Raw genomic sequence first — 26,181 nt, 5'->3', positions numbered from 1 at the left:
TGCCGAAAATAAGGGGGTAATGAGAAGCATAACTATTATCTTCATCTAAACTTGTAACCGGTATCACATTAAAGGAGATGGAAAACCATGAAACAAACGGTTGCCGCTTTTATTGCTAAAACCCTTGAACAAGCTGGCGTTAAACGTATTTGGGGTGTGACGGGCGACTCACTGAATGGCCTCAGTGATAGTCTGAATCGTATGGGAACGATTGACTGGATGCCAACCCGCCATGAAGAGGTTGCCGCTTTTGCCGCAGGCGCAGAAGCCCAACTGACCGGTGAGCTGGCTGTCTGTGCCGGTTCATGCGGACCGGGAAACCTGCACCTGATTAACGGCCTGTTTGATTGCCACCGCAACCATGTCCCGGTGCTGGCAATTGCTGCACATATTCCTTCCAGTGAGATAGGCAGTGGTTATTTTCAGGAGACCCACCCGCAGGAGTTGTTCCGCGAATGTAGCCATTATTGCGAGTTGGTTTCCAGTCCTGAGCAGATCCCCCAGGTACTGGCGATTGCGATGCGAAAAGCCGTATTAAACCGCGGTGTCTCGGTCGTCGTCTTACCTGGCGACGTCGCGCTGAAACCCGCGCCGGAAAGCGCCAGTACGCACTGGTATCACGCACCGCTGCCGATAGTTACGCCAGCAGAAGAAGAAATTAAAAAGCTGGCGCAACTGCTGCGTTATTCCCGCAATATTGCCCTGATGTGCGGCAGCGGTTGTGCCGGGGCACATAAAGAGTTGGTCGAATTTGCCGCTAAAATCAAAGCCCCGATTGTTCACGCCCTGCGTGGTAAAGAGTACGTTGAATACGACAACCCTTACGACGTCGGCATGACCGGATTAATCGGCTTTTCTTCCGGGTTCCATACCATGATGAATGCCGACACGCTGATCTTACTCGGCACTCAGTTCCCTTATCGTCCGTTCTACCCTACCGATGCCAAAATTATCCAGATTGATATCAACCCGGCGAGCATTGGCGCACACAGCAAAGTGGATATGGCGCTGGTGGGCGATATTAAATCCACGCTTCTCGCCCTGATTCCACAGCTAGAAGAAAAAACCGATCGGCAGTTTTTGGACAAAGCGCTGGAGCACTATCGCGATGCACGCAAAGGGCTGGATGATTTAGCCAAGCCCAGCGATAAAGCCATTCATCCACAATATCTGGCACAACAAATCAGCCATTTCGCCGCCGACGACGCAATCTTTACCTGTGATGTAGGCACACCAACAGTGTGGGCCGCACGCTATCTGAAAATGAACGGTAAACGCCGCCTGCTAGGATCGTTTAACCACGGTTCAATGGCAAACGCCATGCCACAAGCGCTGGGTGCGCAGGCGACTGAACCAGGTCGTCAGGTCGTCGCGATGTGCGGCGATGGTGGCTTCAGCATGTTAATGGGCGATTTTCTCTCGGTTGTACAAATGAAGCTCCCGGTGAAGATAATCGTGTTCAACAACAGCGTACTGGGTTTTGTGGCGATGGAGATGAAGGCAGGCGGTTATCTGACAGACGGGACGGAACTACACGATACCAACTTCGCACGTATTGCCGAAGCCTGCGGTATTACCGGCATCCGCGTAGAGAAATCCTCTGAGGTCGATGAGGCCCTGCAACGCGCCATGTCAATCGATGGTCCAGTGCTGGTCGATGTCGTTGTGGCGAAAGAAGAGCTCGCCATTCCACCACAAATAAAACTCGAACAAGCGAAGGGATTTAGCCTGTATATGCTGCGCGCGATCATCAGTGGACGCGGTGATGAAGTGATCGAACTGGCGAAAACGAACTGGCTCAGGTAAAACATCCTTATTAAATCACACACAATATCATTCATGATGCATCAAGGCGGCTCGCCCGAAAATCCCCAGGAGCATAGGTATACTATGTGACTGGGGTTTAAGGGTGCGGCCAACGCCGAGGCAGCTTGAAGGATGAAGTGTAATAAGGAGATACCATGATTGATTTACGCAGTGATACCGTCACCCGACCCAGTCGCGCCATGCTGGAAGAGATGATGGCAGCCCCGGTCGGGGACGACGTTTACGGAGATGACCCTACCGTTAACGCCCTTCAGCAATACGCCGCTGAACTTTCTGGTAAAGAAGCGGCTATTTTCCTGCCTACCGGCACTCAGGCTAATCTGGTTGCGTTACTCAGCCATTGCCAGCGCGGCGAGGAATATATCGCCGGTCAGGGGGCTCATAACTACTTGTATGAAGCTGGCGGCGCTGCAGTGCTCGGGAGTATCCAACCCCAACCTATTGATGCTGCGCCAGATGGTTCTCTGCCACTGGATAAAGTGGCGGCAAAAATCAAAGCGGATGATATCCATTTTGCTCGCACACGCCTGCTCAGTCTGGAAAACACCCACAACGGTAAAGTGTTGCCACGTGAGTACCTGAAGGATGCCTGGGAATTTACCCGTGAGCGAAACCTTGCCCTGCACGTTGATGGCGCACGTATTTTTAACGCCATCGTCGCCTACGGCTGTGCGTTAAAAGACGTTACCCAATACTGCGACTCGTTCACAATTTGTCTCTCCAAAGGTCTGGGAACGCCGGTGGGTTCACTGTTGGTTGGCAGCCATGACTACATCAAACGCGCGATTCGCTGGCGCAAAATGACCGGCGGCGGGATGCGCCAGGCCGGGATTCTGGCGGCAGCCGGACTGTATGCGCTGAAAAATAACGTCGCGCGTTTACAAGACGACCACGACAACGCGGCCTGGATGGCAGAACAGCTGCGTGAAGCGGGAGCGGACGTCATGCGTCACGACACCAACATGCTGTTTATCCGCGTTGGTGAAGAACATGCTGCAGCACTGGGCGAATATATGAAGGCACATGATGTGCTGATTAACGCCTCCCCGATTGTACGTCTGGTGATGCATCTGGACGTGTCACGTGCACAGCTTGCTGAAGTCGTCGCCCACTGGCGCGCTTTTTTAACCCGCTAAGGAGTCAGGCGTGCCGCAACGGATTTTAGTTCTTGGCGCCAGTGGCTACATTGGTCAGCATCTGGTTCAGGCGCTCAGCCAGCAAGGGCATCAGGTGCTGGCTGCGGCACGTCGCATTGAACGGCTGGAAAAGCAGCAACTGGCCAACGTTAACTGTCATAAGATCGATTTAAATGTACCGGATACTTTGCCGCCGCTGCTGGCGGGTATTGATACCGTTTACTATCTGGTTCATGGCATGGGCGAAGGGGGCGACTTTATTGCCCATGAGCGCCTGGTCGCAGAAAACGTGCGCGATGCGCTACGTACGACCCCGGTCAAACAACTGATCTTCCTGAGCTCATTGCAGGCTCCCAGACATGAGCAGTCCGATCACCTGCGTGCGCGCCAGATTACCGCAGATACGCTACGCGAATCCGGTGTACCGGTGACTGAGCTACGTGCAGGCATTATCGTTGGTGCCGGTTCCGCTGCGTTTGAAGTCATGCGCGACATGGTCTATAACCTACCCGTGTTAACCCCGCCACGCTGGGTACGTTCTCGCACCACGCCTATCGCGCTGGAAAACCTGATGTATTACCTGGTGGCGTTGTTGGACCATCCGGCAAGCACACACCGCGTACTCGAAGCAGCAGGCCCGCAGGTATTAAGCTACCAGGAGCAGTTTGAGCACTTTATGACCGTCAGCGGTAAGCATCGGCTGTTGGTCCCTATCCCCTTCCCGACCCGCTGGATCTCCGTCTGGTTTTTAAATGTCATTACTTCGGTTCCGCCGACGACGGCGAAAGCGCTAATCCAGGGGCTTAAGCACGATCTGTTGGCTGATGACACAGAACTACGGACGCTGATCCCACAACCGCTGATTGCCTTCGACGACGCGGTTCGCAGTACGCTGAAAGAAGAAGAAAAGCTGGTTAACTCCAGCGACTGGGGTTATGACGCTCAGGCTTTTGCACGCTGGCGTCCTGAATATGGGTATTTTGCCAAACAAGCCGGCTTTAGTGTGGAGACCTCCGCCAGCCGGAAAGCGTTGTGGCAGGTCGTGAACCGCCTCGGGGGCAAAGAAGGTTATTTCTTTGGCAACATTTTGTGGAAGACTCGTGCAGCGTTGGACCTGTTGGTAGGTCACAAGCTGGCAAAAGGTCGGCCCCAACACCCATTATTGCAGGTTGGTGATACCGTTGATAGCTGGAAAGTCATCATCGTTGAACCGGAAAAACAGCTCACTCTGCTGTTTGGCATGAAGGCCCCTGGTCTCGGTCGCCTGAGCTTTACGCTGGAAGAAAAAGGCGATCACCGACGTATTGATGTCCGGGCATGGTGGCACCCGCACGGGATGCCCGGTCTCTTCTATTGGTTGTTGATGATCCCAGCGCACTTGTTCATTTTCAGAGGGATGGCGAAGCGTATTGCCAAACTTGCAGAACAAATCACAGACTAATGATAAAAAGAGACTGTATTCTTTCATGTTTCCCATTGCATACGAGCGTATTTCACGGAAGAATGCGCACGACGTTTTTTAAACACAGTGGATTGATATGAAGGTACTGGTTACCGGAGCCACCAGCGGCTTGGGCCGAAACGCGGTTGAGTTTTTGTGCAGAAAAGGCATCAGCGTCAGAGCCACCGGTCGCAACGAAGCGATGGGTAAGCTGCTGGAAAAAATGGGGGCAGAATTTGTCCATGCGGATCTGACCGAGCTGGTCTCTTCGCAGGCAAAAGTGATGCTCGCAGGTATCGACACACTATGGCACTGCTCCAGTTTCACCTCACCGTGGGGCACGCAGGAAGCCTTCGATCTGGCCAACGTTCGTGCTACCCGTCGTCTGGGCGAGTGGGCCGTTGCCTGGGGCGTGCGTAACTTTATTCATATCTCCTCTCCCTCACTGTATTTTGACTATCACCACCATCGTGATATCAAAGAGGACTTCCGCCCACATCGCTTTGCCAACGAATTCGCCCGCAGCAAAGCCGCTGGTGAAGAGGTTATTGCACTGTTAGCTCAGGCCAACCCGCAGACCCGTTTTACGGTCTTGCGTCCGCAAAGTCTGTTCGGCCCTCATGATAAAGTGTTTATCCCGCGTCTGGCGCATATGATGCATCACTACGGCAGCATTCTGTTGCCGCACGGCGGAAGTGCGCTGGTAGATATGACCTACTACGAGAACGCGGTGCATGCGATGTGGCTGGCAAGCCAGACAACCTGCGATAAACTGCCGTCAGGTCGTGCCTATAACATTACCAACGGCGAGCATCGCACCCTGCGCAGCATCGTGCAGAAGCTCATTGATGAGCTGAATATTGATTGCCGTATTCGTTCGGTTCCTTATCCGATGCTGGACATGATCGCCCGCACCATGGAACGTCTTGGTAATAAATCGGCTAAAGAACCCAAGCTCACGCATTACGGTGTGTCGAAGCTTAATTTTGATTTTACGCTGGATACAACGCGCGCTCAGGAAGAGTTAGGCTATCAGCCCGTAGTCACACTGGACGAAGGGATTGAACGTACCGCGGCCTGGTTACGCGACCACGGCAAACTGCCACGTTAAGCGGGTTGCCATTGCCGGATAGCAGTGCAAGCGCCTTATCCGGCCTACATTCCTGCCCGAACTATCCGTTGGCCTGATAAGCGAAGCGCCATCAGGCATCGGTGATCTGCGTTAGCCCTGCCCGTATTTCTCCAGTAACGCCTCGGCAATCGCCAGGGTTTCAGCATCCGCCACGCCGTTCCACAACGCAGGACGGAAGTGCATCTGGAACGCCATAATCACCCGTTGTTGTTCACGTGGCGTCATTTCAGGTTTAACGTCATAGCCATAGCGCGACAACACATCAAGCAACGAGGCGGTGTCTACCGGCGTATGAGGCGCACGCCCGGCGAGATAAAACGTGACGCGCTGCGCATCCGGCCACGCGCCAATACCTTGTGCCGCCAGCTCACGCCACGGGAACAGGGGGCCGGGATCATCTTTACGCTGTGGCGCGATATCCGCATGAGCCACGACGTTTTGTGGCTTGATGTCGTAACGGGCAATAATATCCTTTGCCAGCGGGATCAACGCCTGAATCTGTGTTGCTTCAAACGGGGTGAAATATTTCGTTCCCGCCGACTTTTGCCAGCCGCGATTTTCCAGCTCAATACCAATCGATGTGTCGTTGATGCGCGTGGCGCCACGCCAGAAGCTAATCCCCGCATGCCAGGCCAAATCTTTTTCCGGGACCAGTTGCCAGATACGCGGCTTACCGTGATACAACGGCGGCACCGCCGGGATCAAATAATGCGAACTGACGTTTTTATCCGTCAGCGTAGCCAGTGATGAATCAAAATCATCTGCGGTGTAATGAATAACCAACACCTTAATGCGGGGATAGGCAGCCTGAGCCTGACGGCGGGTATCTAACTGATACCCGTCTTTATCGATAATCCCTTTCTCGCCGGCACACCCGGCCAACAGCAGCGTGAACGCCAGCAACCACAGCAGACGCTTCATCGGCGAGTTTTTACCGCGGTACCGCTGACGCTGACCATCAGCATACTGCTATCTTTCCCGACGGTCTCGTAATCAATATCGATACCGACAACCGCATCAGCGCCCAATGCTTTGGCTTGTTCGCCGAGTTCCTGGAAGGCAATTTCACGCGCTTTGCGTAATTCTTTTTCATACGCGCCGGAGCGCCCACCGACGATATCACGGATACCCGCAAAGAAATCGCGGAAGATATTTGCGCCTAAAATAGCTTCGCCGGTTACCACACCGCAGTATTCCACGATGGTCTGCCCTTCAAGCGTAGGGGTAGTCGAAAACTGCATGGTTAATCTCCTTGTTGCGCTAAGAGCACGATCTCAAAAGCATTATCGAACCGATCCACTATCATTGAAAGGATATATTCTATCAACGTAGAACACTAATCGTAGAAAGCTAATAAGGAAATCATTATGCGCTACTCGAAACTCTCTCTGCTGGTTCCCTGTGCACTTCTTCTCAGCGCCTGTACTACCGTGACGCCGGTCTATAAAGATAACGGCACGCGTAGCGGTTCATGCGTAGAAGGCGGGCCAGACAGCGTGGCCCAGCAATTCTATGATTACCGCATTCAGCATCGTAACAATGACATCACCGCCCTGCGCCCGTACTTAAGCGACAACCTGGCGAAACTGCTGAATGATGCCAGCCGTGATAACGCGCATCGCGAACTGTTTAACAGCGATCCGTTCTCCAGTCGCGCCACGTTACCGGACAGCGCCAGCGTCGCCAGCGCATCGACTATTCCGAATAGTGATGCACGCAATATTCCGCTGCGCGTAGAGCTTAAACAGGGCGACCAAAGCTGGCGTGATGAAGTGCTGATGATCCGCGAAGGCCAGTGCTGGGTAGTTGACGATGTGCGTTATCTGGGCGGCAGCGTACACGCGCCAGCCGGGACACTGCGCCAGTCTGTCGAAAACCGCTAATCTCCCCATTCATCTCATCAAATCATAACCCCCATAAATTGTCTGGCATTCTGCATAGAATGCCGACAATTATTCTTGCCCACTGGTGGCCCCGCTATTTTGTGCTATGTTTAGATAAGAATGCGGTTTGCATTTAACTTTTAACGCATAAATATTGCATAACTATTCTACCAAAGGTAGTATCTGCGGCTTCAATATACACAAAATCATTCATGATGCGTCGAGGCGGCAAGTGAATGAATCTCCAGGAGCGTACGAATAGTACGTGACTGGAGTGAATGAACGCAGCCAACAAAGAGGCAGCTTGAAGGATGAAGTGTATAGCTATCAGACTGCCAGCATACGAGAATCAATGAGTATTCAATTAAACGGCATTAACTGCTTCTACGGCGCACATCAGGCGCTGTTCGATATCACGCTGGATTGCCCTCAGGGTGAAACACTGGTGTTACTTGGCCCAAGTGGAGCCGGGAAAAGCTCGCTACTGCGTGTACTCAATCTGCTTGAGATGCCACGCTCGGGCACGCTTTCTATTGCAGGTAACCGTTTCGACTTCACGAAAACCCCTTCAGATAAAGCTATTCGTGAGCTGCGTCAAAACGTGGGCATGGTCTTCCAGCAATACAATCTTTGGCCGCACCTGACGGTACAGCAAAACCTGATTGAAGCGCCCTGCCGCGTACTTGGTCTGACGAAAGAACAAGCACTGGCGCGTGCTGAAAAACTGCTTGAGCGTCTGCGCCTGAAGCCTTACAGCGATCGCTATCCACTGCATTTGTCCGGTGGCCAACAGCAGCGTGTGGCGATTGCCCGTGCGTTGATGATGGAACCGCAGGTGCTGCTGTTTGACGAACCTACCGCAGCGCTTGACCCGGAAATCACGGCCCAAATCGTCAGCATCATTCGTGAGCTGGCGGAAACCAAAATTACTCAGGTGATCGTCACCCACGAAGTGGAAGTTGCACGTAAAACAGCCAGTCGTGTGGTGTATATGGAAAACGGTCATATCGTCGAGTTTGGGGATGCGAGCTGCTTTGCCAACCCGCAAACCGAAGCGTTTAAAAACTATCTTTCTCACTAAGATTCGGGACAATACAATGAAAAAAGTTCTGATTGCCGCGCTAATCGCAGGTTTTAGTCTTTCCGCTACCGCAGCCCAAACCATTCGTTTCGCTACCGAAGCGTCCTATCCTCCGTTTGAATCCATCGATGCTAATAACAAGATCGTGGGCTTTGACGTTGATCTGGCGAACGCGCTGTGTAAAGAGATCGATGCTACCTGTACGTTTACCAATCAGGCCTTCGACAGCCTGATCCCTAGCCTGAAGTTCCGCCGCTTTGACGCGGTAATGGCCGGTATGGACATCACACCAGAACGTGAAAAGCAGGTCCTGTTTACCACCCCTTACTACGATAACTCGGCGCTGTTTGTTGGCCAGCAGGGTAAATACACCAGCATTGATCAGCTGAAAGGCAAAAAAGTTGGCGTACAAAACGGGACGACGCACCAGAAATTCATTATGGATAAGCATCCGGAAGTGACCACCGTACCGTATGACAGCTACCAGAATGCCAAACTGGATCTGCAAAACGGTCGTATTGATGGCGTCTTTGGTGATACCGCAGTGGTAACGGAATGGCTGAAAGACAATCCGAAACTGGCTGCCGTTGGCGATAAAGTGACGGATAAAGATTACTTCGGTACCGGTCTGGGCATTGCTGTGCGCCAGGGTAATACCGAGCTGCAGCAGAAATTTAACGCTGCGCTGGAAAAAGTGAAGAAAGATGGGACTTACGAGACCATCTATAACAAATGGTTCCAGAAGTAATATTTGATGAATGAATTTTTTCCTTTAGCAAGCGCCGCCGGGATGACCGTCGGCCTTGCCGTTTGTGCGCTGATTATTGGCCTTGCACTCGCCATGTTCTTTGCCGTCTGGGAGTCTGTAAAATGGCGTCCAGTGGCATGGGCAGGTTCAGGGCTGGTCACTATCCTGCGCGGGTTACCAGAAATTCTGGTCGTTCTGTTTATCTATTTCGGTTCCTCTCAACTGCTGCTGACGCTGGCCGATGGGTTTACGATCAATCTCGGGTTCGTGCAAATTCCCGTTCAGATGCAGATTGAAAACTTCGACGTCAGCCCGTTCCTGTGCGGTGTGATTGCACTGTCATTGCTTTATGCAGCCTATGCCTCACAAACGCTGCGCGGTGCGTTGAAAGCGGTTCCGCTTGGACAATGGGAATCAGGCCAGGCGCTGGGTTTATCTAAAACCGCGATTTTCTTTCGCCTGGTGATGCCGCAAATGTGGCGCCATGCCCTGCCGGGTCTGGGTAACCAGTGGCTGGTGTTGCTGAAAGATACCGCACTGGTTAGCCTCATCAGCGTGAACGATCTGATGCTACAAACCAAGAGCATTGCGACCCGTACTCAGGAACCCTTTACCTGGTACATCGTCGCGGCGGCTATTTACCTGGTGATTACGCTGGTGAGTCAGTACATTCTCAAACGCATTGACCTGCGCGCGACACGTTTTGAGCGGAGACCAGGCTAATGCTTGAGTATTTACCTGAACTACTGAAAGGGCTGCACACCAGCCTGACGCTGACGGTCGCCTCGATTGTGGTGGCACTGGTTCTGGCGCTGGTTTTCACTGTTATTCTGACACTGAAAACGCCGGTACTGGTGTGGCTGGTTCGCGCCTATATCACGTTGTTTACCGGTACACCGCTGCTGGTGCAAATATTCCTGATCTACTACGGTCCAGGGCAGTTCCCTGCGCTGCAGGAATATCCAGTGCTCTGGCATTTGCTGTCCGAACCATGGCTGTGCGCGTTAATCGCACTGTCCTTAAACAGTGCGGCCTATACCACGCAACTGTTTTATGGTGCGATTCGAGCAATCCCGGAAGGCCAGTGGCAGTCCTGTGGTGCGCTGGGGATGAGCAAAAAGGATACGCTGGCCATTCTGCTGCCGTATGCCTTTAAACGCGCCCTCTCCTCGTATTCCAACGAAGTGGTACTGGTCTTTAAAAGTACATCACTGGCGTACACCATCACACTGATGGAAGTCATGGGCTACAGCCAACTGCTGTACGGCCGTACCTATGACGTCATGGTCTTTGGTGCAGCTGGCGTGATTTACCTGATCGTCAATGGCTTGCTGACGTTGATGATGCGCTTGATCGAACGTAAAGCCCTGGCGTTTGAACACCGGAATTAAGTCGATGCCGCTGCGGTTTTTGCGCCGATGTCGGCCGGATAAGGTGCCAGCGCAGTCATCCGAAGAATGTGCATAATGCAAAAACATAAAGACGGACAACATTCTAAATTGTCCGTCTTTTTTTATGCCAATAAAAATATTTAATCATTTTTATTGCATACAAATTCATTAAGTGGCATTGTGAATCCACGCCGCAGACACGGTAAATAATCATAAGATTGACAGACGGGAGTTCCACCATGAAAAAGTTAGTACTGGCCGCATTACTTGCTACTTTCGCCGCTGGCGCCGCAGCTGCTGATAAGATTAGTTTCGGTGTATCAGCAACCTACCCACCATTCGAATCACTGGACGCCAGCAATAAAATTGTCGGTTTTGATATCGATCTGGCAACAGCATTGTGCAAACAAATGCAGGCTGAATGTACTTTTACTAATCATGCTTTCGACAGCCTTATTCCCGCGCTGAAATTCAAAAAATATGATGCGGTGATTTCCGGTATGGACATCACGCCTGAACGTAGCAAGCAGGTTTCCTTCACCCAGCCGTACTATGCCAACTCAGCGCTGGTGATTGCGAAGAAAGACACCTACAAGAGCTTTGATGATCTGAAAGGCAAACGTATCGGGATGGAAAACGGTACCACGCACCAGAAATACCTGCAGGACAAACATCCTGAAGTAAAAACCGTGGCCTACGACAGCTATCAGAATGCAATCATCGACCTGAAAAATGGCCGTATTGATGGCGTATTTGGCGACACTGCCGTCGTCAATGAGTGGCTGAAAACCAATCCACAGTTAGGTACTGCGACGGCAAAAGTCACCGATCCGCAATACTTTGGTACGGGTCTTGGTATTGCTGTTCGCCCGGATAATAAAGCACTGCTGGAAAAATTGAACAATGCGCTGGCCGCCATCAAAGCTGACGGCACGTACCAGAAAATCAGTGACCAGTGGTTCCCACAGTAATCTCTGTCTTGTTTAAAAAGCCGCGACCTGCGGCTTTTTTATTGCTATTTATCCATGCGGGATACAACGTGAACACCTGACCTCACCTGCAATGTCGGCCACGCCATCAGTCAGTTGTGCTTACAGGGGGACAAAAAACAAAGCCCGGTTTCCCGGGCCTTGAAGACGCAAAACAGATCAGTTGTAAGCATTGAGCGTCCGCTGACACAGTGCCGAGCGAACGCAATCATCTTTGTTGAATCGAACGATCCCAACCATGTCATCTTCTTCGAAACGGGCCAGCGCATCGCTTAGCCCTGAACGAACATGAGCGGGGAGATCGCACTGGGTAATGTCCCCATTCACAATCACCGTCACATTCTCTCCGAGGCGAGTCAAAAACATCTTCATTTGCGCAGCGGTCACATTCTGAGCCTCGTCCAGAATAACAACGGCATTTTCAAATGTACGTCCCCGCATATACGCGAACGGCGCGATTTCTACCTTACCAATCTCAGGTCGCAGGCAATATTGCATAAAGGAGGCTCCCAGACGTTTTACCAGCACGTCATAAACCGGACGAAAATAGGGAGCGAACTTCTCAGAGACATCCCCAGGTAAGAAGCCAAGGTCTTCATCAGCTTGCAGAACTGGACGGGTTACAATGATCCTGTCCACATCTTTGTGGATCAGGGCTTCTGCTGCTTTCGCCGCGCTGATCCAGGTTTTACCACACCCGGCTTCGCCCGTGGCGAATATCAGCTGCTTACTCTCGATAGCATTCAGGTAGTGCGCCTGAGCTTCATTTCGCGCCGTGATCGGTGTGGCGTCGCGGCTATCACGCGCCATACCAATCGCCTCTACGCCGCCCATCTGCACAAGCGAGGTGACCGATTCATCTTCGCGCTGTTTATGGCTACGCGAATCCCGCCTCAGCACACGTTTTGCTTCGCGACGAGCTTTGATCACTGCTTTTTGTCTTCCCATGGATAGCACCTTGAGTTGTAGGTATACATCACACGCGCCGTTGGCGGCACGATTATGCGCACGAACATCTGAGGGTTGGCTTCCTTGTAAGCCATTGCCTGCCTTCGGATAAGACGCCATACACGGCTACGCGCACCGTACAGGGTGTCAGTTACAAGGATAAGAAGTGAAAGGGAGAGAGATTTAACGGTGACGAGATGGCTACCGGAAGAGAAACGTCCGCGTAAGGGACTGCAATAACTTTGAAAAACGTGTCCAGTACAGGACTTTTCCATTCGCGATCTCCATAGTGAATGACTATCACCGCCGGGAACTACCGCTATTACTTATAATTACATCATATCCTTTCGTTAATGCAACAATATTTTTACTTGTTGTTAACTTAATTTCATCTTATCGCCAGCAACAGTCTCTTGCAGAGAGATGACAGAATTATTTCAGCCGCCGCCGATCATGAAAAATAATTTTTTCATTCATCAGCGTGTCAGGAAATGCCCCGCAGCACTGCGGGGCACAATCATCATGCTTCGAGCAGGGCTTGCCCCAGATAGTGGTCAGCGGTTTTGACACCAGATAAAGCAAAGAAGTAGCCCCCACCAATAGGTTTGACATACTCCTCAAGCGCTTCACCGTTCAAGCGTTTCTGAACCGTCAAAAACCCTTTTTCCAGGTCGTGCTGATAGCAAACGAACAACAATCCCATATCCAATTGCCCGGAATTGGTCACGCCAAGCGAATAGCTGTACCCACGACGCATCATCAGGCTGGTCTCTGTTTCTTTCGTGCGCGGGTTCGCCAGACGAATATGGCTGTCGAGTGCAATCACCTCGCCTTCGGGATCGTTGGCATAATCCGGAACATCATGCTCGTACTGCATACCCAGCGGTGCGCCGGTATGTTTATCGCGGCCGAAAATCGTTTGCTGCTCTTTAAGCGGCGTACGGTCCCAGAATTCCACGCGAAACTGGATGAGCCTGACGGCCTGATAGCTACCATCTTGTGCCCATGCCGGTTCCCCCTGCTCCGCAGTGACCCACACCACGTTTTGCATCAACGTTGTATCGGCAGCGTCGGGATTCGCGGTTCCATCCTTAAATCCCAGCAAATTGACGGGAGTCTCTTTACCTTTACTGCGTGCGGCATGATCAGAGATAAACCCTTCACGTTTCCAGCGTACGCTGAGCAGATCCGGCGTGTGCTTAATGATATCGCGCAGCGCATGGATAACGGTGTCCTGCGTATTGGCGCAAATCTGCAACAGCAAGTCGCCATGGCATAACGCCGCATCCAGTGAGTCATTCGGAAAACGCGTCATTTTTTGCAGTTTTTTCGGCATCTGTGCTTTCAGACCATAGCGATCATCAAACAGTGAAGATCCAACCGACAGCGTCATCGTCAGATTATCCGGCGCTATGTATGCCCCAAGAATACCGGAATCCATTGGCGGTAAACGTGGATTCGGCGTTTCTGGTGCCGGCCCTCCGGTTGTCAAAAATGCAAACCGGCGGGTCAGTAAACGAAACAGACGCTCAAGGTCAGCTTTATCGCTGGCGAGCACATCAAACGCCACCAGCATCATTGAGGCTTGCTGCGGCGTCAGGATACCGGCCTGGTGCTGGCCATAAAACGGTTGTTTCTCACTGCGTGCATCAGGTGACAGTGTTCCCGGCGCACTTTGCGTTTTTTGCGCGTGAGCGACCGGGCATCCGCCAACCAGCGCCAGTGCCCCACCCAGCGCCCCCATCCCTTTCAGTAAACGTCGGCGTGACGGTTCGCTCACGCCGTTTTCATTATCGTGCTGCATAGTGCTTAATCCAGACCCAAAACACCGCGTAATTGCGACAAGTCTTCCGCCAGCGTCGTGATTGGCCCTTTCAGCGCATTACGATCGGCATCGGTCAGTTTGTCATAGGTTTCAAAGCCGTCTTTGGTACGGTACTTGCTCAGAATGGAATCGACTTTTTTGAAGTTCGCATCCACCTTCGCCAACAGATCAGCATTGGATTTTTGTAACTGAGGACGTAGGAGGTCGACGATTTTCTGCGCGCCATCAACGTTAGCCTGGAAGTCCCACAAATCGGTGTGGCTGTAACGATCTTCTTCTCCACTGATTTTGCTGGCTGCGACTTCTTCAATCAGCCCTGCTGCCCCGCCAACCACTTTAGACGGCGGGAAAGCAAGTTCGCTAATACGCGTTTGCAGGTCAAGAACATCGCTGTTTAATTGGTCGGCGTACTTGTCCATACCTTTAGTGGTATTGTCGCCAAACAGCGCTTTCTCCAGGCGGTGGAAGCCGGTGAATTTAGGATCGGCGGCTTTTTGCTCATAATCATCTTCACGCGCATCAATGCTACCATCGAGGTCAGAGAACAATTCGGCAATCGGCTCAATACGTTCATAATGCTGACGCGTTGGCGCATACAGGGATTTGGCTTTCTCCAGATCGCCCGCTTTAATGGCATCCGTAAAGGCTTTCGTGCCTGACACCAGTTGCGCTGTTTCTGCCGTTACATAGGCTTTGTATTCAGTAATTGCACCACTCAGGCTCAGCAGAGCATCGCTGTGCGCGGCATCTGCCGTTGCCGTCCCCTTCACGATCAGCTTGCCTTTCGGGTTGGTCAGCAGACCGCAGGTCATATCATATTCACCCGGCTGCAGGTTAGCCGTCATTTTCTGGCTAAAACCGGGTGCAATGTTTTCACGCTCTTCAACCACCATCACGCCTTTGAGGATCTCCCACTCCAGCGCTTTTTGACTGTGGTTTTGAATGATGAATTGAGTCTTCCCGGCATTCACCGTGATTGTCATCGGTTCACACTGTTTGTCATTTACCGTGACTTTTACCTGCGGGATATCAGCAGCGTGAGCGGTAAAAGCAGAAGCAAACAGCGCGGCAATACCCAACTGCAGCGCACTACGGCGGAAATTAATCGTCATGACCCATCCCTATAAAAAGTATGTTGTAACTAAATGATATTCTTGCATCACGTTTTATCAGGGTGCGGTACGTGATGCCGTAGTGCCTGAACGAGGTGGTAGAGCAAACATAATCAATGCCGGAATCAGATAGATAAACCAGACAGCAACTTCACTAACACTTGGCGCTTCCTGATAGCCGAAGATGCCTTCCATCAATGTGCCAAACAGCGAATGCGTTGACAAAACGCTGCTCATATCAAACGCTACGTCCTGGAAATGATTCCATAACCCAGCTTCGTGGAATGCACGAATGGCTCCCGCAGCAAGACCTGCGGCAACCAACAAAATGAACAGACTGGTCCACTTAAAGAAAGCCCCGAGATTGAGGCGAATCCCACCGAGATAAATCAGGTAACCCAGCACCACCGCGGTAGCCAGTCCCAGCATCGCACCTAGCGGTGGCCAAATACCCACATCCTGCTGAAATGCCGCCAGCAGAAAGAAGACAGACTCCAGCCCTTCACGAGCGACGGCAAAAAAGACCATCATCACCAGCGCCCAGCCATGATGATTGCCTTTCTGTAACGCGTTATCGACAGCCTGTTCCAGTTGAACTTTGACGTTGCGCGATACTTTACGCATCCAGAAGACCATCCAGGTCAGGATCACCACAGCAATAAGTGCCACGATACCTTCAAATAGCTCCTGCTCTTTTTGCGGGAATTCGCCCGTGGTTTCATTGATGAAAATTCCCAGCGAAAGGCACAGCGCCGCCGCCAGCAACACACCAATCCACATCACGCCAATCCAGCGACCACGCTGAGTCCGTTTCAGGTAGCTGGCAATCAGGCTGACAATCAGCGCGGCCTCTAACCCTTCGCGCAACATAATTAGAAATGGAACAAACATGCGAAGTACCCTTTAACGTTATTCTCAGTCAAGTGATGCAAAGAAAAGTAAATTACAGTGATAGTGATTATCATTACAGCAAAGAAAAACTCAAGCAGAATGTTTTGAGAATGATGACTTAATGTAAACAGTTAGGTGGGTAACAGTTATTGCACGCTGGATCGAAGTGAGGGAGACATAAAAAAGCCCGCTCGCGGCGGGCTTTAAAAACAATACAGCGATTATTCTTCCTGCAAACGCGACGGCGGTGCTGAATGATAATGAGCATCAGCCTCGGCAAAACGTTTCTGCATTGCTGCTGATGGCGCTTTACCCCACAGACTGAAGACTACAATCCCGATGCTGCCAAACACGAAGCCCGGGATGATTTCATACAGACCCAACCAGGCAAACTGCTTCCAGACGATAACCGTCACAGCACCAATGACCATCCCAGCCAGCGCGCCGTTACGGGTCATACGCGACCACATTACGGAGAACAGAACAACCGGACCAAAGGCAGCACCAAAGCCAGCCCAGGCGTAGCTCACCAGGCCGAGCACGCGGTTCTCTGGGTTTGCCGCCAGCGCGATGGACACCAGCGCCACGACCAGCACCATGATACGCCCAATCCATACCAGCTCTTTCTGGCTGGCATTTTTACGCAGGAACGCTTTGTACAAATCTTCGGTAATCGCACTGGAGCATACCAGCAGTTGGCAACTCAGCGTCGACATCACCGCTGCGAGGATCGCAGATAACAGAATACCGGCAATCCATGGATTGAACAGGATCTGCGCCAGTTCAATAAACACGCGCTCGGCGTTCTGGTTCACGGCACCCGCTACCGACGGGTTGTTATTGAAGTAAGCAATACCGAAGAAACCAACGGCAACAGCGCCAGCCAGACACAGAATCATCCAGGTCATACTGATGCGACGTGCATGGACAATACTATGGTGGGAATCGGCAGCCATAAAGCGCGCCAGGATATGCGGTTGACCGAAATAACCCAGCCCCCATCCCATCAGTGAAATGATGGCAACAAAGTTAAGCCCTTTGAACATATCGACGTTTTCAATGCTCTTTTGCTTAATCACTTCCAGCGAGTCTTCAAATCCGCCGACACCAATAATCACCATCACCGGTGTCAGGATCAGTGCGAAGATCATCAGGCTGGCCTGTACGGTATCGGTCCAACTCACCGCCAGGAAGCCACCAATAAAGGTATAAATGATCGTCGCGGCCGCTCCCGCCCACAGTGCGGTTTCGTAGCTCATACCAAAGGTGCTTTCGAATAAACGCGCCCCTGCCACAATACCTGAAGCACAATAGATGGTGAAAAACAGCAGAATAACCAGTGCAGAGATAATTCGAAGGATACGACTTTTATCTTCAAAACGGCCGGTAAAGTAATCCGGCAACGTCAGCGCGTTGTTATTATATTCGGTGTGTACACGTAAACGCCCGGCCACCAGTTTCCAGTTGACCCACGCCCCTAATACCAGACCGATAGCGATCCAACTTTCTGAAATCCCCGACAGGAAAATCGCACCTGGCAGCCCCATCAGCAGCCAGCCGCTCATGTCGGATGCCCCTGCGGATAACGCCGTTACGAACGGACCCAGACTGCGTCCACCCAGAATATAATCATCAAAGTTTTTGGTCGAACGCCATGCAATAAACCCTATCAATATCATGCCAAAAATATAGACACAGAATGTGACTAACATCGGTGTGCTAATAGCCATCAAAACTCTCCAAAATTATGTATCGGCAATGCCGTGGCTTGCCGTTTTATTACCCTGCCGGAACGTGGCAAAGATATCTATATTGACCAGGGCGACCGTATCCTGCCGGAAGCCATAGCCATTCACAATCGATTTAACACACCATTTACATCAATTTTGATCCAGAGTAGATAGCATTTTTCTGTAGGTTGCACTCTCTCACATTTTTTCTGGTTGCACCTTTAAAAAGTGTTAACTACCGCAGAGAAAAAGATTCTGCGTTTTTTACACTCCTTGTTATAAACATCATCTTTATTAACATTTCATTCATTTTCAAGCTTGCAAACCAAGTCACATTTAACACGGTTGCACAAAGTTGCAACATAGTGGATATTTCTCGGTAACTATCAGCCCCGTATTTCAGTACAACAGGAGTAAATGGCATGGGAACCACCACGATGGGGGTTAAACTGGACGACGCCACGCGCGAGCGGATTAAAACAGCAGCATCACGAATCGATCGCACACCGCACTGGCTTATCAAGCAGGCCATCTTTAATTATCTCGAAAGACTGGAAAATGACGATGCGCTTCCGGAGCTGCCTGCCCTGCTGGCGGGTGCAGCAAATGAGAGCGAGGAATCCACTGCGCAACAAAATGAAGCGCACCAGCCTTTCCTTGAATTTGCAGAGCAGATCCTGCCGCAGTCTGTTTCCCGTGCGGCCATTACCGCGGCATATCGCCGTGCTGAAACCGATGCGGTACCCATGTTGATGGAGCAGGCTCGTCTGCCGCAACCTATCGCAGAGCAGGCCCATAAACTGGCCTATCAGTTGGCAGATAAACTGCGCAACCAAAAGACGGCCAGCGGGCGTGCCGGCATGGTCCAGGGACTGTTGCAGGAATTCTCCCTTTCCTCACAGGAAGGCGTCGCGCTGATGTGTCTGGCTGAAGCACTGCTGCGTATTCCCGACAAAGCCACCCGCGATGCGCTGATCCGCGACAAAATCAGCAACGGTAACTGGCAATCACACATCGGACGCAGCCCGTCTCTGTTCGTTAACGCTGCAACGTGGGGATTGTTGTTTACCGGTCGTCTGGTCTCCACCCATAACGAAGCCAGCCTCTCACGCTCGCTGAACCGCATCATCGGCAAGAGCGGTGAACCGCTGGTGCGTAAAGGCGTCGACATGGCGATGCGCTTGATGGGTGAGCAATTCGTCACCGGAGAAACCATTGCAGAAGCACTGGCTAACGCACGTAAACTGGAAGAGAAAGGCTTCCGTTACTCCTATGACATGCTGGGTGAAGCTGCGCTGACCGCCGCCGATGCCCAGGCCTATATGGTCTCCTACCAGCAGGCGATCCATGCCATTGGTAAAGCGTCGAATGGACGCGGTATTTATGAAGGCCCGGGGATCTCCATCAAACTGTCTGCACTGCACCCACGCTACAGCCGTGCGCAGTATGACCGCGTGATGGATGAGCTTTATCCACGCCTGAAGTCGCTGACCCTGCTGGCGCGCCAGTACGACATCGGCATTAACATCGATGCCGAAGAAGCCGACCGACTGGAGATCTCCCTCGATCTGCTGGAAAAACTGTGCTTTGAGCCCGAACTGGCAGGCTGGAACGGGATTGGTTTTGTTATTCAGGCCTACCAGAAGCGCTGCCCTTACGTCATCGACTACCTGATCGACCTGGCAACCCGTAGCCGCCGTCGCCTGATGATCCGTCTGGTTAAAGGTGCGTACTGGGATAGCGAAATCAAACGTGCCCAGATGGACGGTCTGGAAGGCTATCCGGTTTACACCCGTAAGGTGTACACCGACGTTTCCTATCTGGCTTGCGCGAAGAAATTGCTCGCCGTACCAAACCTGATCTACCCGCAGTTCGCTACCCACAACGCGCATACGCTGGCGGCAATTTATCAGTTAGCAGGTCAAAACTACTATCCGGGCCAGTACGAATTCCAGTGCCTGCACGGCATGGGTGAACCGTTGTACGAACAGGTCACCGGCAAAGTCGCAGACGGTAAACTCAACCGCCCATGCCGTATTTATGCCCCCGTTGGCACACATGAAACGCTGCTGGCTTACCTGGTTCGTCGTCTGCTGGAAAATGGCGCCAACACCTCGTTCGTCAACCGTATTGCGGATACCACCCTGCCGCTGGATGAACTGGTCGCCGATCCCGTTGAAGCGGTCGAGAAACTGGCACAGCAGGAAGGTCAGGCTGGGCTGCCGCATCCAAAGATTGCACTCCCACGTTCCCTATATGGAAAAGGCCGCGAAAACTCCGCAGGGCTGGATTTAGCAAATGAACACCGCCTGGCTTCGCTGTCCTCTGCCCTGCTCAACAGCGCGCTGCAAAAATGGCACGCCAAACCGATGCTCGAACATCCGGTTGCAGACGGTGAAATGACGCCGGTCGTCAACCCGGCTGAGCCGAAAGACATTGTGGGCTACGTGCGAGAAGCGACTCACGCTGAAGTGGAGCAGGCGCTACAGAACGCCGTCAATAATGCCCCTATCTGGTTTGCTACACCGCCACAAGAACGTGCCGCCATTCTGCATCGCGCCGCTATTTTGATGGAGGGCCAGATGCAGCAACTGATTGGCATTCTGGTGCGTGAAGCGGGGAAAACCTTCAGCAATGCCATTGCGGAAGTACGCGAAGCCGTTGACTTCCTGCACTACTATGCCGGTCAGGTTCGTGATGATTTCGACAACGAAACGCATCGTCCGCTCGGTCCAGTGGTCTGTATCAGCCCATGGAACTTCCCACTGGCCATTTTCAGCGGACAAATTGCGGCTGCGCTGGCAGCAGGAAACAGCGTGCTGGCAAAACCTGCAGAGCAAACCCCACTGATTGCCGCTCAGGGCATCGCTATTTTGCTGGAAGCCGGTGTACCGCCAGGCGTGGTGCAACTGTTGCCAGGCCAAGGGGAAACCGTCGGGGCGCAACTCACCTCCGATGAACGTGTACGCGGAGTCATGTTCACCGGTTCAACGGAAGTCGCCACGCTGTTGCAGCGAAATATTGCTACTCGTCTGGATGCTCAGGGTCGTCCAATTCCGCTCATCGCTGAAACGGGCGGGATGAACGCCATGATCGTCGACTCATCTGCGTTAACGGAACAGGTTGTGGTGGACGTGCTGGCCTCTGCGTTTGACAGCGCCGGACAGCGTTGCTCGGCACTGCGCGTCCTGTGCCTACAGGATGATATTGCCGACCACACGCTGAAAATGCTGCGCGGCGCGATGGCCGAATGTCGTATGGGTAACCCAGGCCGTCTGACTACCGATATTGGGCCAGTTATTGATGAAGAAGCCAAAGCCAATATTGAACATCATATTCAGGCCATGCGTGCCAAAGGACGTCCGGTATTCCAGGCCGTACGTGAGAACAGCGATGATGCGCGTGAATGGCAAACCGGGACCTTTATTGCACCGACGTTGATTGAGCTGGAAAGCTTTGATGAGCTACAAAAAGAGGTATTCGGCCCGGTGCTGCACGTCGTGCGTTACACCCGTAATAACCTCGGCAATTTGATTGAGCAAATCAATGCGTCCGGTTACGGCCTGACGCTTGGCGTACATACTCGTATTGATGAAACCATCGCGCAGGTCACCGGGTCCGCGCACGTTGGTAACTTGTACGTTAACCGTAATATGGTCGGTGCTGTGGTCGGCGTGCAGCCATTTGGTGGCGAAGGATTGTCAGGAACCGGCCCCAAAGCCGGTGGCCCACTGTATCTGTACCGCTTGCTGGCAAACCGTCCGGAAAATGCACTGGCCGTCACGCTGGCCCGCCAGGATGCAGACTACCCTGTCGATGTACAGCTTAAATCAGCGCTGATTCAACCGCTGGAAGCGCTTACCGCATGGGCAAGCGATCGTCCGTCGCTGCATGCGCTCTGCCAGCAGTTTGCCGAACTGGCACAAGCAGGAACCCAGCGTTTGCTGCCAGGGCCAACCGGCGAGCGCAATACCTGGACGCTGTTGCCGCGTGAACGCGTGCTGTGTATGGCCGATAACGAGCAGGATGCGCTGGTGCAGGTTGCTGCCGTGGCCTCGGTTGGCAGTCTTATCCTGTGGCAAGATGATGCTTTCCATCGCGAACTGGCAAAACGTCTGCCTGCCGCCCTCTGCGGGCGCATTCAGTTTGCCAAAGCAGACACCCTCACCGCGCAGCCGTTCGATGCCGTTATCTTCCACGGTGATTCTGACCAGCTACGCGCACTGTGCGAATCGGTAGCAGCACGGGAAGGTGCGATTGTTTCGGTACAAGGATTTGCCCGCGGCGAGAGCAATATCCTGCTGGAGAGGCTGTATATTGAACGTTCGTTGAGCGTGAATACCGCCGCGGCGGGTGGGAACGCCAGCCTGATGACAATCGGCTAAGGTTATGGTTAATTAAGGCTCCGGTTACGGGGCCTTTTTTTATTAAGCCAGAGGGAAGCATGAAACGAATTGTACTGACCTGTGCAGCACTGCTGCTAAGCAGTCACGCACTGGCGGATGACTGCGCAAACGCAAACAACCAGATTGAAATGAATACCTGCGCCGCTGAGCAGTATAAGACGGCCGACACAAAGCTAAATGAGACTTATCAGAATGCACTGAAGCGCGCCGCCCCCACCCAACGTGATTTACTGAAAAAAGCACAGGTCGCATGGATTACCCTGCGTGATGCAGACTGTGCATTGATCAGTTCAGGCACGGAAGGCGGCAGCATACAGTCGATGATCACCAGCCAGTGTTTAACGGACAAAACCAACGAGCGAGAAGCATTTCTCGCCTCCCTCTTGCAATGTGAAGAGGGCGACTTAAGTTGCCCGTTACCCCCCGCCAACTAGCGCACACGGATCCCTTCAATAATCATTCGCTGTACGCTCTCCACCGTTTGGTTAAAAAAGGCTTCATCACGCAGCGTTGCGCCCGTCACTGCCTCGACCTGTGGGGCAAAGTCAGCGTAATGTTGCGTTGAAGCCCAAATCATAAAAATCAGATGATGCGGGTCAACCGGCGCCAGTTTTCCACTGCTGACCCATCCGGCAATCAATGCGGATTTCTCGTCAATCAACGTTTTAAGATCGCCCGTTAATTCCGTCATCAACAAAGGTGCGCCTGCCAGCATTTCCATACAAAACAGTCGCGATGCCTGAGGATAATCGCGGGACACTTCCAGTTTGAGTCGGATGTACTCTTTAATCGCCACCAGCGGTGCAAAGTCCTCGCGAAAGGCCTTCAGCGGCGCCAGCCAGATATCAAGGATCTGGCGTAATACGGCAATATAGAGCACCTCTTTAGAAGGGTAGTAATAAAGCAGATTCGTTTTAGACACCCCCGCCAGTTCCGCAATCTGCTCCAGACGCGTGCCATGAATGCCATACTGGGAAAAGACATTTAATGCCGCGGTTAAGATAGCCTGGCGTTTCGCGCTCACGGCCTGCGAGCGTTTACCTGTTTTTTTCTCTGCGCCTTGAGCCATGCACCCTCTCCTTGTTCTGAGGGCGCCAGCATAACAAATCGCACACTGAAAGGTTAAATTAAAGCGACTCGGGCGGAGCCTCCTGCTGGACGGCTTTCTTCTTTTTGAACTTCAGTTCGCTGACCAGTACGCCAATGATAATGAATGCCGCCCCCAACAGAGCAAGCAGCGGCAGGCGTTCCCCTGCGAGCCGACCAAAAATCCCCGCCCATACAGGCTCACCGGTATAGATTACCGTTGCGCGTGTCGGCGACACGCTGCGCTGCGCCCAGTTCATGGTAACCTGGATAATCGCGCTAAAAATACCCAATCCTAATGCCACGGCCAGCAAGCCCGTCGACATGGGAGGAACCGACTCACCTGCGGGCCCCATCGCAATAAATGCCACTACAGAAGCGGTTGCCAGTTGCACCACCGTGACCCGACGTACATCCACTTTTCCAGCCCATGCGCTGATCAGGATTATTTCAGCCGCTATCGCTACCGCACCCACCAGCGTGATCCACTCCCCTTCACCAAGCGCCAGTAAATTGCCATCCGGTCCGGCAAGAAATATCAGTCCGATAAAGGCCAACACAATACCGACGCACGGCATCACTCCTGGCATTCGTCCCAGACACAACCACTGCAACAGCGGTACCAGTGGTACATACATCGCAGTAATAAATGCCGACTTGCTGCTGGGAATAGACTGTAATCCCCAGGTTTGCAGGCTATAGCCCAGCGCAATTGCTACGCCAATCGCCACTCCGGCTTTGACTTCCAGCCATGTCAGCCCACGCAATGTACGCAATGACAGCAACGCCACCGCCAGTGCCGCTGTCGCAAAGCGCACGCCGACAAAGAAAAAGGGACCGCTCAGCGTGACAGCATATTGCACAGCCAAAAACGTTCCGCCCCAGAACATGGTGATCACAATGAGGATCGCCTCCTGGGGTTTAACAGAGAAGGAATAACGAGAAAGTAATGACATGAGACACCCGATTAGCTGAATGTCATTAGTCTGCGTTGCGTTTTGTTACAGTTCAACCTTGCAGACAAAAAAAACCGCCGGAACAACCCGGCGGCGGTGGCGACGTAACGTCTGTCTCTGAACACTCAGCCGTCACGATATCTCTAACAGACAGCCCGACAATTACGATTTGTTATTGCCGTGACTATTCTTGCCCCCTTTTTTGCCTGCTTCTGAAGCGCGTTGCGGGTCATTCTTGAAGTTGCCCCCGCTGTGCTGGCCACCTTTTCGACCTGCTTCTGATGCTCTTTCACGGTCTTCCGCAAAGTTGCCGGAACCGCCCCGATGGTTTGCCATTACTGACCTCCGTCATTGATTAGCCATCATATTGCATAGGTACTGAGGAGTGATACCTCACGCAGCGCATGGGCCGTGCCCTGATTTTTACTGCGTGGGATTAAGCATAGTGAAGAGTAACCGGATAACCGGCGAACTGTAATATTCTGCAACAGGAATGACCGCAAGATGTTAATAATCGCGGAATGAAATCAATAAGTCTTTCTTATGGCTACCAAATTCCGTCAGGTTAAAAATGTATCATTTTGCAACAAAAGCAGTTGTTATAAAAATTGTTATAAATCAAAGAAGTGATTGTGAAATTTGCACTCCTGGCCGTACGTCATATCTTTAAAGGGAGGTAGCGAATCGCTACGGACACGGTTAACTCGAGGAGTAGTGTAAAATGGCAAAAGTTCTGGTGCTTTATTATTCCATGTACGGACACATTGAAACCATGGCCCATGCAGTCGCAGAAGGCGCAAATAAGGTAGATGGCGCGGAAGTCATTATTAAGCGTGTGCCAGAGACAATGCAGCCTGAAATCTTCCTGAAAGCAGGCGGTAAAACACAAAACGCACCAGTCGCAACCCCGCAGGAACTGGCTGATTACGACGCCATCATTTTTGGTACTCCCACGCGCTTTGGCAACATGTCGGGTCAGATGCGTACCTTCCTGGATCAGACCGGCGGACTGTGGGCATCTGGCGGCCTTTACGGCAAACTCGCCAGCGTATTCAGCTCAACAGGCACTGGCGGCGGTCAGGAACAAACCATTACATCAACCTGGACAACGCTTGCCCACCACGGGATGGTGATTGTTCCCATCGGTTATGCGGCGCAAGAACTGTTTGATGTCTCACAAGTTCGTGGCGGTACGCCGTACGGCGCAACTACCATTGCCGGGGGTGACGGCTCCCGACAGCCAAGTCAGGAAGAGTTATCTATCGCCCGCTATCAGGGTGAATATGTCGCAGGTCTGGCAGTAAAACTCAACGGCTAATCTTCAACAGGAGGATTCGAATGCCAACTCAAGAAGCGAAAGCCCATCGCGTCGGCGAATGGGCAAGTCTGCGCAACACATCGCCAGAAATAGCCGAAGCCATTTTTGAAGTCGCCCACTATGACGAGAAAATGGCGGAAAAAATTTGGGAAGAAGGTAGCGATGAGGTACTGATCAAAGCCTTTGAGAAAACTGACAAAGATTCACTCTTTTGGGGTGAACAGACTATCGAACGCAAAAACGTTTAGCATTCGGACTCCCCCGTTTGCACGGGGGAGTTT

The 26,181-nt window shown here is 52.3% G+C and carries 24 protein-coding genes; 14 read left to right on the top strand and 10 right to left on the bottom strand.

Annotation, left to right across the window (positions count from 1 at the left end):
- Positions 1-87: 87 nt before the first annotated feature.
- The 4 genes from poxB to QMN38_RS00285 all read left to right on the top strand — a co-directional run bounded on the left by poxB (position 88) and on the right by QMN38_RS00285 (position 5,515).
- Positions 88-1,806: a ubiquinone-dependent pyruvate dehydrogenase gene (gene poxB / locus QMN38_RS00300; protein ID WP_323604169.1), complete on the top strand. Its 1,719-nt coding sequence runs from the start codon at positions 88-90 to the stop codon at positions 1,804-1,806.
- A gap of 155 nt (positions 1,807-1,961) precedes the next feature.
- Positions 1,962-2,963 carry a low-specificity L-threonine aldolase gene (gene ltaE, locus QMN38_RS00295; protein ID WP_271456716.1) on the top strand — a complete coding sequence of 334 codons (1,002 nt, stop codon included), beginning with the start codon at positions 1,962-1,964 and terminating at the stop codon, positions 2,961-2,963.
- Positions 2,964-2,973: 10 nt separating this feature from the next.
- Positions 2,974-4,404 carry an SDR family oxidoreductase gene (locus tag QMN38_RS00290; RefSeq protein ID WP_323604165.1) on the top strand — a complete coding sequence of 477 codons (1,431 nt, stop codon included), beginning with the start codon at positions 2,974-2,976 and terminating at the stop codon, positions 4,402-4,404.
- A 97-nt stretch (positions 4,405-4,501) separates the two neighbouring features.
- A complete protein-coding gene (locus tag QMN38_RS00285) occupies positions 4,502-5,515 on the top strand; it encodes an NAD-dependent epimerase/dehydratase family protein (protein WP_323604163.1) in 1,014 nt (337 codons plus the stop codon).
- Positions 5,516-5,626: 111 nt separating this feature from the next.
- On the opposite strand, the gene QMN38_RS00280 is transcribed toward QMN38_RS00285, so the two are convergent.
- Positions 5,627-6,457, bottom strand: a complete 831-nt coding sequence (locus tag QMN38_RS00280) for an N-acetylmuramoyl-L-alanine amidase (protein WP_323604161.1) — start codon at positions 6,455-6,457, stop codon at positions 5,627-5,629.
- Positions 6,454-6,777, bottom strand: a complete 324-nt coding sequence (locus tag QMN38_RS00275) for a heavy metal-binding domain-containing protein (RefSeq protein WP_108474624.1) — start codon at positions 6,775-6,777, stop codon at positions 6,454-6,456. Before QMN38_RS00275 ends, QMN38_RS00280 begins: the two co-directional genes overlap by 4 nt.
- A 126-nt stretch (positions 6,778-6,903) precedes the next feature.
- Between QMN38_RS00275 and QMN38_RS00270 the strand changes: the two genes are divergently transcribed.
- The 6 genes from QMN38_RS00270 to artJ all read left to right on the top strand — a co-directional run bounded on the left by QMN38_RS00270 (position 6,904) and on the right by artJ (position 11,610).
- Positions 6,904-7,419: a lipoprotein gene (locus QMN38_RS00270; protein ID WP_200000890.1), complete on the top strand. Its 516-nt coding sequence runs from the start codon at positions 6,904-6,906 to the stop codon at positions 7,417-7,419.
- Positions 7,420-7,771: 352 nt separating this feature from the next.
- Entirely contained in the window at positions 7,772-8,500 is a 729-nt protein-coding gene (artP, locus tag QMN38_RS00265) for an arginine ABC transporter ATP-binding protein ArtP (protein ID WP_137382222.1), read from the top strand.
- Between the two features lie 16 nt (positions 8,501-8,516).
- Positions 8,517-9,248, top strand: coding sequence for an arginine ABC transporter substrate-binding protein ArtI (gene artI / locus QMN38_RS00260; protein ID WP_003027298.1), 732 nt, complete (start codon positions 8,517-8,519; stop codon positions 9,246-9,248).
- Between the two features lie 6 nt (positions 9,249-9,254).
- The gene (artQ, locus tag QMN38_RS00255; protein WP_271441341.1) at positions 9,255-9,971 is read left to right on the top strand and encodes an arginine ABC transporter permease ArtQ; all 717 of its coding nucleotides are present in this window, start codon (positions 9,255-9,257) and stop codon (positions 9,969-9,971) included.
- Positions 9,971-10,639, top strand: coding sequence for an arginine ABC transporter permease ArtM (gene artM / locus QMN38_RS00250; protein ID WP_137382221.1), 669 nt, complete (start codon positions 9,971-9,973; stop codon positions 10,637-10,639). Before artQ ends, artM begins: the two co-directional genes overlap by 1 nt.
- 239 nt (positions 10,640-10,878) lie before the next feature.
- Positions 10,879-11,610 (top strand): arginine ABC transporter substrate-binding protein ArtJ, encoded by a 732-nt coding sequence (gene artJ, locus QMN38_RS00245; protein WP_271441340.1) that lies wholly within the window; start codon positions 10,879-10,881, stop codon positions 11,608-11,610.
- A 177-nt stretch (positions 11,611-11,787) separates the two neighbouring features.
- On the opposite strand, the gene phoH is transcribed toward artJ, so the two are convergent.
- The 5 genes from phoH to putP all read right to left on the bottom strand — a co-directional run bounded on the left by phoH (position 11,788) and on the right by putP (position 18,134).
- Positions 11,788-12,576 carry a phosphate starvation-inducible protein PhoH gene (gene phoH / locus QMN38_RS00240; protein ID WP_199954506.1) on the bottom strand — a complete coding sequence of 263 codons (789 nt, stop codon included), beginning with the start codon at positions 12,574-12,576 and terminating at the stop codon, positions 11,788-11,790.
- A 520-nt stretch (positions 12,577-13,096) separates the two neighbouring features.
- A complete protein-coding gene (gene efeB / locus QMN38_RS00235; protein ID WP_323604153.1) occupies positions 13,097-14,380 on the bottom strand; it encodes an iron uptake transporter deferrochelatase/peroxidase subunit in 1,284 nt (427 codons plus the stop codon).
- A 5-nt stretch (positions 14,381-14,385) separates the two neighbouring features.
- On the bottom strand, positions 14,386-15,513 hold the full coding sequence (gene efeO, locus QMN38_RS00230; RefSeq protein WP_271441338.1) for an iron uptake system protein EfeO: 1,128 nt from the start codon (positions 15,511-15,513) through the stop codon (positions 14,386-14,388).
- 57 nt (positions 15,514-15,570) lie between these two features.
- Positions 15,571-16,404, bottom strand: a complete 834-nt coding sequence (efeU, locus tag QMN38_RS00225) for an iron uptake transporter permease EfeU (RefSeq protein ID WP_271441337.1) — start codon at positions 16,402-16,404, stop codon at positions 15,571-15,573.
- Positions 16,405-16,625: 221 nt separating this feature from the next.
- Positions 16,626-18,134 (bottom strand): sodium/proline symporter PutP, encoded by a 1,509-nt coding sequence (gene putP / locus QMN38_RS00220; RefSeq protein WP_323604152.1) that lies wholly within the window; start codon positions 18,132-18,134, stop codon positions 16,626-16,628.
- A 422-nt stretch (positions 18,135-18,556) separates the two neighbouring features.
- Between putP and putA the strand changes: the two genes are divergently transcribed.
- The gene (putA, locus tag QMN38_RS00215; RefSeq protein WP_323604151.1) at positions 18,557-22,519 is read left to right on the top strand and encodes a trifunctional transcriptional regulator/proline dehydrogenase/L-glutamate gamma-semialdehyde dehydrogenase; all 3,963 of its coding nucleotides are present in this window, start codon (positions 18,557-18,559) and stop codon (positions 22,517-22,519) included.
- 59 nt (positions 22,520-22,578) lie between these two features.
- Complete coding sequence (locus tag QMN38_RS00210; protein ID WP_137382210.1) at positions 22,579-22,974, top strand: lysozyme inhibitor LprI family protein; 396 nt, start codon at positions 22,579-22,581, stop codon at positions 22,972-22,974.
- Here QMN38_RS00210 and rutR read toward each other — a convergent pair.
- The 3 genes from rutR to QMN38_RS00195 all read right to left on the bottom strand — a co-directional run bounded on the left by rutR (position 22,971) and on the right by QMN38_RS00195 (position 24,918).
- Positions 22,971-23,609 (bottom strand): HTH-type transcriptional regulator RutR, encoded by a 639-nt coding sequence (gene rutR, locus QMN38_RS00205; protein ID WP_323604150.1) that lies wholly within the window; start codon positions 23,607-23,609, stop codon positions 22,971-22,973. The two genes, QMN38_RS00210 and rutR, sit on opposite strands and share 4 nt — an antisense overlap.
- Positions 23,610-23,667: 58 nt before the next feature.
- Positions 23,668-24,582 carry a DMT family transporter gene (locus QMN38_RS00200; protein ID WP_323604149.1) on the bottom strand — a complete coding sequence of 305 codons (915 nt, stop codon included), beginning with the start codon at positions 24,580-24,582 and terminating at the stop codon, positions 23,668-23,670.
- Positions 24,583-24,744: 162 nt separating this feature from the next.
- The gene (locus QMN38_RS00195) at positions 24,745-24,918 is read right to left on the bottom strand and encodes a con-10 family general stress protein (protein ID WP_003036022.1); all 174 of its coding nucleotides are present in this window, start codon (positions 24,916-24,918) and stop codon (positions 24,745-24,747) included.
- Between the two features lie 385 nt (positions 24,919-25,303).
- On the opposite strand from QMN38_RS00195, the gene wrbA reads away from it, so the two are divergent.
- Positions 25,304-25,900 carry an NAD(P)H:quinone oxidoreductase gene (gene wrbA / locus QMN38_RS00190; RefSeq protein WP_003832057.1) on the top strand — a complete coding sequence of 199 codons (597 nt, stop codon included), beginning with the start codon at positions 25,304-25,306 and terminating at the stop codon, positions 25,898-25,900.
- A 20-nt stretch (positions 25,901-25,920) separates the two neighbouring features.
- Positions 25,921-26,148 (top strand): YccJ family protein, encoded by a 228-nt coding sequence (locus QMN38_RS00185; protein WP_271441331.1) that lies wholly within the window; start codon positions 25,921-25,923, stop codon positions 26,146-26,148.
- Positions 26,149-26,181 lie beyond the last annotated feature (33 nt).

Source organism: Citrobacter sp. R-1.5.2 (genome assembly GCF_035064245.1).
GTDB lineage: Bacteria > Pseudomonadota > Gammaproteobacteria > Enterobacterales > Enterobacteriaceae > Citrobacter.
The sequence above is the reverse complement of the archived record's forward strand: the minus strand, read 5'-3'. Positions and strand labels throughout refer to the sequence as shown.